Below are 12,833 nucleotides of genomic sequence, written 5' to 3' on the forward strand. Positions count from 1 at the left end.
TTTGCTAAGGAAAAAGTGCGTTTGGCGATGCGTTATCTCATAGATTATGAAGGTCTTGGCAAGAAGCTTCTCAAAGGGATTGGTATCCCACGGGCAAGTTTTATTCCTCTTACCAATGTTGGGGCTTTGGATGAAAAAGAAGGGCAACCCTTTAAACTTGATATTCAAAAAGCAAAACAGCTTTTAGCAGAGGCTGGTTATCCGAACGGATTTGAGGCAAATTTTCTCGTGTCAAACACTCCTTATACTTTGTTACTTGCTCAGTCACTCCAGGATAGTGCTGCACAGGCGGGGGTGCGTCTTAAAATTGAACGTGTAGCAGGTACACAGTTGTTTTCAAAAGTTAATGCACGGGCTTTTGATACGACTTTTATCGGATGGAATAATGATTCTGTGGATCCTCATACAATGGCTTCACGTCTTATTTTCAATCCAGATAATCGTTTTGAGGCTAGAAATACAGCCTATCCTAGTTGGCAGCATGGGTATTTTGATGCCAATATGAATCAAAAAGTTGAAGAGGCATTATTTCAAAAAGATCCGCAAAAACGGGCACAACTCTATGCTGATTTACAACGTGAATTGATGCAAAAAGGACCTTATGCGTTTATCTTTCAACAATATAGCGTTGTCGCGATGACGCCTGATATCAAAAAGTGGGTTTGGAATAGTGCGCCGCGTATTTTTTATAGTAAAATTGAAAAATAAGTGTGTCTTTTTAGTGTTATCAAAGCTAAAAAGAGCTTAATCATAATTGCATGATGAAAGTATTCTCCCATATAAAGCTCTTCAGTTTTTTAAGGATGAAACTGTGAGGGATGTTTGTGTAGTACCAGTATATAATTAAGATCGTTTATAGGGAGCGATGAATATAGAAAGTTATATTGGGGAGGATCTTTGTTTATGGTTATAGATTCTCTGCATCCCGAATATAGACTGATGTATAAGAAAATTATTTTATAGATGCTTAGTTTGATTAAATGAAATTGATGTCTAATGCTATGCTATTTAAGCAAAATCACAATCACTTTGTGTGAAAAGGTAGAAGAATACAAAAGGAAGAGATAAAATGGGAAAACAAAGAATATTGAAAAAAATTTCTATTTTATTAAGCTCAATCGTTTTTTTTAATGGGGCTGTAACATCGGCATTCAGTGCCTCATCTAAAGATATATTGGTAATGGCATGGAATATTGATTCAATTAGTAGTTTTGATCCAGCGCAAACTGTTGAGGTTGTGACGAGTGAGTTATTGACGAATATTTGCAGCGCGTTAGTGAAATATGATGAGCATGATCCTACAAAAATTCGCCCTGCTATGGCAAAATCTTGGGACGTTTTAGATAATGGTAAAAGAATAGTCTTTCATCTTCGTGATGATTTAAAGTTTAATGATGGAAGGATGGCTACAGCGCAAGATCTGGTATGGTCGATGCGACGGATTATTAAATTAGGATTAAGCTATGCTCAATCTTTAATGGATTATGGGTTTACCAAAAACAATATTGAAACAAATATTCAGGCTCTTGACGATAAGACTTTACAATTAAAATTAGATAAACCCTATCCTATTCAGCTCATATTGACTGTTATTGGACAATCTTATGCTTCTGCTTTGCTTGATCGGAAAACAATTGAAGCACAGAGTATTAACGGTGATATGGGGAATAAATATTTAGCAACACATACAGCTTGTGTTGGACCTTATAAATTGGTGAGCTGGTCTCCAGGAGATAAAGTTGTGTTAGAGGCGACACAACATTATTGGGGCGATGTGCCTAAAATTAAGCAGATTGTTGTGCAGCATGTAGCGGATTCATCAAGTCAAAGACTTCTTTTGGAAAAAGGTGATGTGGATATAGTGCGTGATCTTTCTTCAGAGGATATTTTAGATCTTGAAAAAAAAGGAGGCCCAGTCAAAATTAGTCGTGTTTTGCGTCCGCAGATTATTTACCTATCGTTAAATAATAAGAATGCAATTTTTGCGAATGAAAAGGTCAGATTGGCACTTCGTTATTTGGTTGATTATGAAGGTCTTGGAAAAACTGTTTTGAAAGGGATTGCTATTCCACGGGCAACTTATATGTCTTTAGGTGTTCCAGGTGCTTTAGATGAAAAAGAAGGTTTGCCTTTTCAGTTGGATTTGAAAAAAGCAAAACAACTGATTACTGAAGCTGGTTATCCTAATGGGTTTAAAGCTAATCTTTTAGTTGGAAGCCTTAGTTATATGTCGTCTGTTGCACAGTCTATTCAAGCCAATGCACGCAAAATTGGTGTTGAGCTTACAATTGAAAAAATGGCACAAAATCAATTGTTGAGCCGTGTACGTGGTGGAAATTATGATACTGCACTTATGGGGTGGGGGAGTGCCGATCCTGATGGACATCCTGCTTCATTAAATCACGTGTTTAACCCTGATCCAACATTTACAAAAAAGCACAATATGTATTTAGCTTGGCGCGCTGGGTATTATGATGAAAATATTAATAACATGGTGATGGATGCTTTGTTTGAGCAAGATCCCAATAAGCGCATTGTGCGATATCGTACTTTACAGCATTATGTGCTAGAGCATGGTCCTATGGTTTATTTATTTCAGACATATTATACCGTTGGTATGGGACCTGATGTCAAAAAATGGATTTGGAACAGTTATAGACTTTATTACAATGAAGCAGAAAAATAAAAAGAAGCATGTTATAGAAAAGGATTGTAGAACATGCTTAATAAGAGATTGTTTTGTTATATAAAAAAGTATTTGCTTTATGTTTTGTCGCTACAGAGGGGATTTTTATAATGGTTTTGCCACTTTCAGAGACTGAAAGAGCTATATCAGAAAAGCAGAAAAAATTATTTTTATGGGATTTTTTATGCAAAGGATTGAAACTTCTTATTTCAGTTTTTATCACATTGCTTGGGTTGGTGACGATCACTTTTTTTCTTGGTCATCTTCTTCCTCTAGATCCGGTTCTGTCTATTCTTGGTGATAATATCAGTCAGGAAGCTTATGATGCAATGTATTATAAGCTGGGTCTTGATAAGCCGTTGATTGTCCAATATTGGAAGTATCTTCATAATGTATTTTTGTTTGACTTTGGAGATGCTTTAACTTCTGGGCGACCTGTTCTAGCCGATATTATGCGTGTGTTTCCTGCAACATTAGAGCTTGCAACCGTTGCTATTGTTATTGGCACAAGTCTTGGAATTCCATTTGGTGTTTTTGCAGCAATGTATCGCGATTCATTTATTGATTATGTTGTCCGTGTTTTTACACTTTTAAGTTATTCTACTCCAACATTTTGGCTCGGATTAATGGCGTTGTTAATATTTTACGCCAAGCTTGGCTGGGTTGGTGGCCCAGGACGACTTGATTTTCTTTATGAATATTCTTTTGAACCAAAAACAGGATTTTTCCTTTGGGATACTGCAAGCCAAGGACAATGGGAGGCTTTTGGTAATGTTTTTAGTCACGTTATTATGCCTGCTTTGATCTTGGCTTTCGGTGCTATGGCTTATATTAGCCGTATGACTCGTGGGTTTATGATTGAGCAGCTTAATCAGGAATATATCATTACTGCACGTGTAAAGGGATTATCGTGGGCGCGAACCGTTTGGGGGCATGCCTTTCGAAATGCTGCTGTTCAAATTATTACCGTTGTTGCACTTTCTTATGCTTTTTTATTAGAAGGGGCTGTTTTAACGGAGACAGTTTTTGCTTGGCCTGGTTTTGGACATTACTTGACAAATGCTCTTTTAGCCGGAGATATGAATGCAGTTGTAGGATGTACTTTACTTGTAGGATTTATCTTTGTCGCCATTAATTTATTTTCTGATTTACTTTATCGCATTTTTGATCCAAGGACACGTTGAATATGACAGTAAGTAATCATCATAAATCGCAATCATCATCTTTTTTGGGTAGTTGGTTAAATGATCCTGTTCCAAACTCCATAATTCAAGCGAACATACAAAGAATTTATCACGCACTGGCTAAGTTTTTTCATAACTTTTCGGCTGTATTCGGTCTGCTTATTATTTGTATTATTATCATATGTGCATTTTTTGCTCCTTGGATTGCTACGCATGATTTTCTTAGCAATGATCTGGGGCATCGGTTGCAGCCACCCTCTATGGCGCATTATTTTGGAACAGATGAATTGGGACGTGATATTTTTAGTCGCCTTGTTTTTGGTTCCCGTATTACTCTTTATGTTGTTTTTCTTACAACAGTTATTGTAGGTCCAATAGGACTTATTGTTGGAACTGTATCTGGTTATATGGGCGGATGGGTTGATACTGTGCTCATGCGCATTGTCGATATTTTTCTTGCTTTTCCAGGTTTGATTTTAGCTCTTGCATTTTCAGCCGCATTGGGACCAGGGATTGAAAATGCTTCTATTGCAATTTCAATTGCAGCATGGCCACCAATTGCACGTTTAGCACGTGCTGAGACTTTGACAATACGTTCTTCTGATTATGTTTCTGTAGTTCGCCTGCAAGGGGCCTCTGCTTGGCGAATTATTTTGTTTCATGTTGCGCCCATGTGTATTCCTTCAGTGATTGTACGATTAACTTTGGATATGTCTGGAATTATTTTAACGGCTGCTGGTCTTGGTTTTTTAGGGTTGGGAGCTCAACTTCCAAGTCCTGAATGGGGTGCGATGCTTTCTTCAGGGCGGGAATTTATGATGACAAATTGGTGGTTGGCGGCAATACCAGGCTGTGCAATATTATTTGCAAGTCTTGCTTTCAACCTTTTAGGTGATGGTCTTCGTGATGTATTGGATCCACGCAATGGGTAATAAATTATTAGAAGTAGAAGATTTACGTATTTCTTTTCCTACAACGCGCGGCATTTCAGAAGTTGTGCGTGGTGTTAGTTTTTCTGTTGGAAAAGAAAAAATTGGAATTGTTGGTGAATCCGGATCTGGAAAATCGATGACTGGGCGCGCAATACTAAGGTTGAGTCCAAAAGCAGCCATTGTTAAAGCTAAAAAAATGCGCTTTGAGGATGTTGATTTATTGGCCGCAAGTGAACCTCAGATGCGAAAAATCCGTGGGAAACGTATTTCAATGATTTTACAGGATCCCAAATATTCACTTAATCCATTAATACGGATCGGGGAACAGATTATGGAGGCTTACCGTATTCATTACCGTGTTTCAAAAGCTGAAGCGCGGGAGCGCACCATATCTATGTTAGAATCTGTTCATATTCGTGATCCTGAACATGTGATGCGTCTCTTTCCTCATGAAATATCTGGGGGGATGGGGCAGCGCGTGATGATTGCAATGATGCTCATTCCAAAACCTGATTTAATTATTGCTGATGAGCCAACATCTGCACTTGATATTACGGTCAGACGACAAGTTTTATCTGTATTAGATGAACTTGTGACAAAATCTGGAACGGGACTTATTTTCATTAGTCATGATTTAAATATGATTGCTGATTTTTGTGATCGTATTTTGGTGATGTATGCGGGCCGTGTCTTAGAAGAGTTGCCTGCTTCTGATTTGTCTCACGCTTGTCATCCTTATACAAAGGCGTTGCTCGCGAGTTTGCCACGGCTTGATAATCCAGTTGATATTTTGGCTGTTCCTGAGCGTGATCCTGATTGGTTGTATAATCCTACGATTGTTAATGGCGTTGAGGAGGTTCCTCATGACAAATTGTGAGAATATTATTGATGTTTCTAATTTATCTGTAACTTTTGGTCATAGGCATAGGGCAGTAACAGTTGTTAAAAATGTTAATTTTCATATTAAGCGTGGTGAAGCTTATGGTTTGATTGGTGAATCCGGATGTGGAAAGTCAACTATTTTGAATACATTGGTGGGGCTTATTCCAGATTATAGTGGAAAGTTTCTTTTTGCTGGACAAGAAGTTGAAAAGAAAAGAAGTAAGGATTTTTTACGCTGTATTCAAATGGTTTTTCAAGATCCTTATGCTTCGCTCCATCCAAGAAAAATGGTCCATACGGTTCTTTCTGAATCGCTCAAAATCCATGGAATGGATAAGCAAAGAGAGCGGGTGGAGGATGCTTTAGATTCCGTTGGTTTAGATTCTTCATTTCTTTATCGTTATCCTCATGAGTTGTCTGGAGGGCAGCGTCAGCGTATTGCTCTTGCACGTGCTTTAATTATTGAGCCAGAGGTGTTGTTGCTTGATGAGCCAACATCTGCATTGGATGTGTCGGTACAGGCTGAAATTTTAAACTTGTTGAAATCGTTGCGAGAGAGAAAAAAGCTTACTTATTTGATGGTGTCCCATGATCTTGCTGTTGTTGCACATATTTGTGAACGTGTTGGAATTATGCATAAAGGGATTATTCTTGAAGAGCTTAGCAATGATGAATTGCGTAATCTACATGCGCAACACGATTATACAAAGGAGTTTTTTGAAGCAAGTATAGAGCCTATTGTCCATAGAGAGCAAAGAGCATGATCAATTTTACAGAAGAGAAAATGCAATTTTATTTGTTTTGAAGTTTCTGGAGATGTTTGGCGGCATTGTTAAGAGGGAAGGGGATAATAGGATTTTTTCAGTATGAATTTTCTGGGCAGTGTTTGAGCTGTAATATTTTAAATCCTATTAGAACTTCCATTTTGAAATATATGAGTGACTTATAACATACATCTCTTTGTTTGATATTATTGCATTATTTTTTACTTATCATTTTATGTTCAAAAGTTTTATTTTGGGATTTTAAGCATTAAATTCGTGAGAAATAACAAAAGATAGTAATGTTGTATTTTCTAGAAAAGCTTCTCATTATTTTACAATATCATTTTGTTTTTGGTTGTTCTCTTTTTTACAATTTTATTCTTTATAAAAAGAATTTTTTGTAAAAAACATCCAATGGTCAATGAATGTCTTCAAATATTTCGCTGTTCTCTATTTAAAAAAGCGCTTAAAAACAGCTTATAATAAACCAAAAAGGCAGCAATATACTGCCTTTTTGTTAAATTGAATAGGCTATTTTTACAGTTTTGATTTAAAAATGATAGAGTATTCCTCCTGAAAAGCTTGCACCACTTATACCAGTTTTTTGAAGCTTTTGTTGATAGCTGACATCACCATGAAGGGAGAGGTTAGCGGACAATTATGCACCAATACCAAGCCCACCTTCAACGGAACTTCCCGAGGGGTCACATTTATAATACTTATCAATATGGAATGTCTGATCATCATCAAAGGTTTTGATTAAGTTTACTTTTCCATAGAAAGACATAGGACGGCTGTTTTCAGTGGCAATGGTTTTTGTCAAACGTCCACCAACACGGGATTATCCATTGAGAAGGATTTTGCATCTCAATGGTCAGATTATCAGCATCTTTAATGGTATCAAACATCAAATGTTGATAGGCAAGCTGTGCCTGCGGTTCGAATGTTACGGCTTGAATACCCGTTGCAAATTGTTTGCCAACAGTGGTGGAGATACTCAACATTTTGGCGTTTTTCAATTTTGCAGTTTTACCAATAAGAGCATTGGTGATATCTCCCTTTATTATCCCATAGGATAAAAGCGTATCAAGGTAGAAACCATTGTCACGCTGTTTACTGCCATAGGCGGCGGTGAGTTGAAATGACTATTTATTCAATATGCTCTTACTTGCTGTCTTGCATATCTTTGGGGGTGAAAGAGAGTTGCCCGTAGGTTCGGACAAGACCCAAATGTGTTGTAGATATTTTTCCCTTCTGCGCGACAAGGTTAATAGCTCCTTGTAGAACAGCATAGTGAAGATGAGCACTGCTATAACCATATTTACTAGGAGCACTACTTATCAGAAAATAAGCTTCCTGTTTCTCCATAGGCGTATAAGAAAAAGCCATTCCGTTTGTCTTATTCTTTCCTTAAGACAGATGTCGCATATTGGCTAACAGTTGCACTTTGCTTATCCATATCGGTCAATCCAGCATACAAGAGAGCACATGGCATGATAAAATAGCTTGTATTTATGGCACGATGGTTTTTACTTTTGAGTCGCTATCAAGCAGTACTGGTTGTAAGCGAAAATCCCAGAAATTTTTATTTTCTCCTAAAAGGTTTTGTTCAGCATTTGTTTTACTGTGGTTTGATTTTGGTCCATAAGCTTTCAGTATATATTTATAAGGTGAACCACTTATTGTGATATAGTCCTGTGCAAGTTTGAAAGAGTTTTGATTTACTTTCCCAGAAACTTGAATGAGTGAAAGGCCACGTGCACTGGTAAGAGCAGAAGCATCTGCTTTAATATTGTTCTTTTCTAAATGTCCAGTGATATAAACCAGTGTAGTCCCTGAAACATCACCGTGAATCAGAAGATGGTCAGCTTTTTGTTTGTTTATGGCAGCATTATCACTCCATTCGACGTTGAAATGAATTTCTGCTTTTCCTGTAGCATTGTAGACTTTTTTAGTATTTGGTCTGCCAGATCCTATGTGCAACGTGTGATAATGATCTTCAGTTGGCTCTTCAAAAACAATAGAGCTGTTATTGATGTTAAGGACAGAAATATCAGAACGTGCTCTTTGAGCAATATCAAGCAGTTTTTTGTTCTGGCTTTTTTTATTTGTGCTTGTTTTCAATATCCATTTCGTATTGTTTTGCAAATCAAAGACTGTTTTGAATTTTTTTTCAGAGCTCACTTTGCCGTCTAAGATGGAGTGATCGGCGTTTAATGTAAAAGTGAAATCATTTTTTTTCGTTGAAGCTTCGGTTACTAATAAAACATTGGCACGGATTTCTGAATTTTTGAGATTGGCTTTACCAATTGATTCATTTGCATTAATTCCAGTACCGTTTTTAATATGAAGTTTTGCATTGGTTAAATTGATTTCTGATGTTTTATTGTTCTTAGATTTTTCAAATGCTATACCTCTATCTTCTGCTGTGGCAGAAACATTTGTTACATCAATATGTCCATTGTTATTTACAACAAATGCACTATTTTCGGCAATTATTGTCCCTCCACTCATTTTGATTGTGCTGCCATTTTCTGAATAAAGTCCGATCTCAGCATTTTTAATCGTTGTATGGCCATATAATTCAACTAAACTGCCAACATCTTGGCTTTCCGCACCGAATCCATTACTATCTGCTGTTATTAGAGTAACATTCGTGGCTTTGATATGTCCACCGTTTCCGGCAAATAATGCAGTAGTTTTACCTTGTACTGTTCCTTCCGTTATGGTGATGGTGGATTTTGAGTCTTTTGCATAGAGCCCACTGTCATCAGATGATGTAATTTGAGCATTGTCAGTTAAAGTAATAGTGCTGCCGTTTATGGCAGATACTGCTGCACCTTTTGCGTTAAATGATCCTCCAGAAACTGTTATTTGAGAACCATTATCTGAAATTATGCTATTGATTGCTTGCGGAACGGTTACATTTTCTAAAGTAATGGCACTTCTTCTTGCGATTATTGCATTGATTAGTAGTGCATTATCCTTACGATTTAATATCGTTACATCTTTCAGTTTGTTATTGCTCTTGTTTTTTAATAAGTGAACGCCTGCTTCGGAAGCAGTAATGGTTCCTCCGATCATTTTGATTGTGCTATCGTTTTGCGCATCAATTCCGATTTTAACGTCACTGATCGTTGTATTTCCAAGCAATTCAATCACACTGTTAGAGCCAGAGGCTGCTGCACCAGCAGCTACACCACTGCCATTATTAGTTGCTTTTAAAGCAACATTTGTAACCGTAATATGGCCACCTATGTCTGCTTCTAAGGCTGTATATTTTCCTGTCACGTTTCCTGTTGTCATTGTAATTGTGGATTTTGAGTCTTGTGCATAGAGGCCTGCTTCATCATGTGACGTAATTTGAGCATTGTCCGTTAAGGTGATACTGCTACCGTTTTGAGCACATATTGTTGCATAGCTTGAATCAAATGATCCTCCAGAGATTGTTATGTTAGAACGATTATTTGCAATTACGCTGTTGCCTGTTTGAGTCACTTTTACATTTTTTAAAGTGAGACCACTTTCTTTCTCTAGAAGAATTCCTTTGCCTGAATTTCTATCTTTACCGGTTGATATTATTACATTTTCTAGTTTACTTTCGGTGCTCTTACTATTCACGAAGCCAACACCAGTTTTAGAAGTTGTAATAGTCCCCCCAATCATTTTAATTACGCCACCGTTACTTGCCACAAGCCCAACACCAGCATTCTTAATCGTTGTATTGCCATATAATTCAATCATACTATTAGCGCTATTGACTCCTGCGCCTATTATAGGAACATCAGTGACCTGGCCCCCATGTTCATTTGTTGTTAGAGCAACATCCGTGACCTTAATATGTCCACCGTTTTCTGCGACCAACGCTAATTCTCCGGTTACTGTTCCTCCCGTCATTGTGATGGTAGAATGTAAACCATTTGTGTAGAGTCCTTTGCTATTCGATGATGTTGATGTAACTTGAACGTCACCTTTTTTATTGCTGGTTAAAGTAATGTTGCTGCCGTTTCCAGCGTATACCCCTACGTTTTTTCCCTCAAATGATCCTCCAGAAACCGTTACTTTAGAATGATTATTTGCAACTATGCCACTTTTTGCCCGCGTAACTGTTACATTTTCTAAAGTGACGTTGCTTTCCTTGTCTGCACCTATTCCTGTGATTTTAGGCTCTTTATTGTTACTGCCCGATATTTTTACATTTTCTAGCTTGTTTCCATTGCTCTTACTATTATAGAAACCAGCACCGGTTGCAGAAGCTGTAATGGTCCCTCCGATCATTTTAATCATTCCACTGTTTTGTGCATGAAGACCGATTACAGCATTCTTAATTGTTGTATTCCCATGCAATTCAATCACGCTGTTCGGACCGCCGGCAACAACTGTTCCGATTTTATCATTCGTCGCATTTAACGCAACATCCGTGACCTTGATACGTCCACCGTTTTCTGCAACCAACGCCATTTTTTCTGTGATTACGCTTCCTCCCGTCATTTCGATTGTGGTTTCTGAATCTGTTGCATGGAGTCCAGTGCCATGAGATGATGTAGTTTGAACATTGTTAGTTAGAGTTACGCGACTGCCATTGTAAGCAGATATTGCTGCCTTTGTGGCATCAAATGATCCTCCCAATATCGTGATTTCAGATTTATTATTTGCAGTAACGCTATTCATTGCCTTAGTCACCTTTAGATTTTCTAAAGTGACTTCACTATTTTTGTCTGCAAATATTGCAAAAGTTAGTGGAGCTTTGCCTTTGCCACTTGATATTATTATATCTTTTAGCTTGTTTTCAGCATTCTTACTGTTCAAGAACTTAGCTCCAGTGTTGGAAACTGTAATAGTTCCCCCAGTCATTTTCAGTGTAGCACCATCTTTTGCTTCAAGACCGAAGAAAATGCTAGAACCAGTTCCTTTAATGGTTGTACCATCCAGTAATTCAATCGCAGTATTAGAACCTTCAGCTGTTATAGCGTGCGCATTTGTGCTTATGTTGGTGTTTGTTTTTTTGTTTCCGATTATCGTCAAATGCTTGCCGATAATTTGACCACTTTTTTTTGCGTGAATAATTTCATAGGTTTCGTTGGAAACTTCTTTTTTACTTTCTGAAATTTCAAGATTTTTAGCTTGTGCATTAAGATTGATACCAAAAAGTACAACTGCCACAATTGCTGTACAGGATAGAAGAATTTTTTTAGGCATCAGCCTACTCCTTTTAAAGCCCCCAACATTCATTTTCCCGCTAACTTCATAAGCAGAAGTGAAAATAGATATTGCTTTTATTTTAATAACACAGCACTTTGATATTTTATTTTGCTTTTTTTGTCAAAATTAAAGTTGTATTTATGTTTAATTATGTAATATTAAATTTATTTCATAATGTATTTTTATCTAATTATATTTTAAAAATAAGTTTTTTATTAATGGTACATATTATTTTATATCAATATTCATTTATTTTAATATTTATTGATGTATAATTAAAGAAATACAGTTATATAAAATAAATTAAAAAATATAATATAAATAATAATAGTATTGTTTTTAATATTGTACATTTTCAAAAAAAATGAGAGATTTTATAGTTTTAAAGTTAATAAATAATAAATATTTTTGTGTGTAATTTACTTTATACTTTATACTTTATATTGAGTGGAAAAGGTGAAATTAGAGTGGATATGTGATAATTGATTGTTCTTACCTACATTATGTATCGAATGAGTTTTTGACAGCAAAAATGAGAGAAGGCTTTAATAGAGCGTTGAGGGTTCTTTGAGTGCTCAGTGTCTTCTTTGAACAAATGAAATATAAAAATATACAGAATCCGCTGATAAGCCACAATTTCCGAAAGGCTACATACTATACAAAACTCCGTTGGATGTAGTTTGACATTAGGTTTTGTACTAAGTGGGGAGAGGTGAGATTAGTTAGAAATACGTGATAATTTATTGTTTTTATGGTTATTTTTTACCATTAAATGCGCGTTTTGTAAAATGGCATGGGGCAAGGACCATCCCGTTTTAACAAGCGCCATTATCAAAACCATTGCCGCCCTGATGGCTTTTAACATTGCTCTACGTGTGTTGCGCTTTACCATGACTGGCGCACACGTCTTGGTTTATTTTGGTGCCGATACGGCAACCATAACCAAATGGAAAAACATCATTGCTGCTGCTTTCGACTTCTCTTTCCATTGGCAAAAGTTTAAACAAGGACTTTCCTCTGTTGTCGAGTGGTTTGGCAATTTGTGGGAGGGCGTTAAACAAAGCTTTTCCAACTTTTGGCAATGGTTGAAGAGTTTTTTTACACAGGAAAAGCTCTCGGAGAGTGCCAAGGCTGGTATGGAACAAGCCGGCGAAGATCTGGCTAATTCGATTGTCGATGGCTT

Annotated in this window: 6 protein-coding genes and 3 pseudogenes; 7 read left to right on the plus strand and 2 right to left on the minus strand. The window is 36.9% G+C overall.

The window, feature by feature from the left end:
* The 6 genes from ACFINE_RS08480 to ACFINE_RS08505 form a co-directional block, all read left to right on the plus strand.
* Positions 1 to 708, plus strand: a 708-nt coding sequence (locus ACFINE_RS08480) for an ABC transporter substrate-binding protein (RefSeq protein ID WP_375621721.1), incomplete at its 5' end; no start/stop codon positions are given.
* A gap of 361 nt (positions 709 to 1,069) precedes the next feature.
* Positions 1,070 to 2,686, plus strand: a complete 1,617-nt coding sequence (locus ACFINE_RS08485) for an ABC transporter substrate-binding protein (protein ID WP_375621722.1) — start codon at positions 1,070 to 1,072, stop codon at positions 2,684 to 2,686.
* A gap of 110 nt (positions 2,687 to 2,796) precedes the next feature.
* Positions 2,797 to 3,870, plus strand: a complete 1,074-nt coding sequence (locus tag ACFINE_RS08490; RefSeq protein ID WP_375621723.1) for an ABC transporter permease — start codon at positions 2,797 to 2,799, stop codon at positions 3,868 to 3,870.
* Between the two features lie 2 nt (positions 3,871 to 3,872).
* The gene (locus ACFINE_RS08495; protein WP_375621724.1) at positions 3,873 to 4,802 is read left to right on the plus strand and encodes an ABC transporter permease; all 930 of its coding nucleotides are present in this window, start codon (positions 3,873 to 3,875) and stop codon (positions 4,800 to 4,802) included.
* Entirely contained in the window at positions 4,795 to 5,679 is an 885-nt protein-coding gene (locus ACFINE_RS08500; protein ID WP_273790733.1) for an ABC transporter ATP-binding protein, read from the plus strand. Before ACFINE_RS08495 ends, ACFINE_RS08500 begins: the two co-directional genes overlap by 8 nt.
* On the plus strand, positions 5,666 to 6,448 hold the full coding sequence (locus ACFINE_RS08505; protein WP_375621725.1) for an ABC transporter ATP-binding protein: 783 nt from the start codon (positions 5,666 to 5,668) through the stop codon (positions 6,446 to 6,448). The genes ACFINE_RS08500 and ACFINE_RS08505 overlap by 14 nt, the downstream gene beginning before the upstream one ends.
* Before the next feature lie 550 nt (positions 6,449 to 6,998).
* On the opposite strand, the pseudogene ACFINE_RS08510 reads toward ACFINE_RS08505, so the two are convergent.
* A pseudogene (locus ACFINE_RS08510) lies at positions 6,999 to 8,452 on the minus strand (autotransporter outer membrane beta-barrel domain-containing protein); the annotation flags it as partial.
* 1,983 nt (positions 8,453 to 10,435) lie between these two features.
* Positions 10,436 to 11,680: pseudogene (locus ACFINE_RS08515) on the minus strand (autotransporter outer membrane beta-barrel domain-containing protein); the annotation flags it as partial.
* A gap of 758 nt (positions 11,681 to 12,438) precedes the next feature.
* Between ACFINE_RS08515 and ACFINE_RS08520 the strand changes: the two are divergent.
* Positions 12,439 to 12,833 (plus strand): annotated as a pseudogene (locus ACFINE_RS08520) (hypothetical protein); the annotation flags it as partial.

The organism is Bartonella sp. AA97HXZ, from assembly GCF_042196985.1.
GTDB lineage: Bacteria > Pseudomonadota > Alphaproteobacteria > Rhizobiales > Rhizobiaceae > Bartonella.

Bases quoted from the DNA above. Each gene is read 5' to 3' on its own strand.
- ACFINE_RS08485 (WP_375621722.1), top strand. From the start codon at position 1,070: ATGGGAAAACAAAGAATATTGAAAAAAATTTCTATTTTATTAAGCTCA.
- ACFINE_RS08490 (WP_375621723.1), top strand. From the start codon at position 2,797: ATGGTTTTGCCACTTTCAGAGACTGAAAGAGCTATATCAGAAAAGCAG.
- ACFINE_RS08495 (WP_375621724.1), top strand. From the start codon at position 3,873: ATGACAGTAAGTAATCATCATAAATCGCAATCATCATCTTTTTTGGGT.
- ACFINE_RS08500 (WP_273790733.1), top strand. From the start codon at position 4,795: ATGGGTAATAAATTATTAGAAGTAGAAGATTTACGTATTTCTTTTCCT.
- ACFINE_RS08505 (WP_375621725.1), top strand. From the start codon at position 5,666: ATGACAAATTGTGAGAATATTATTGATGTTTCTAATTTATCTGTAACT.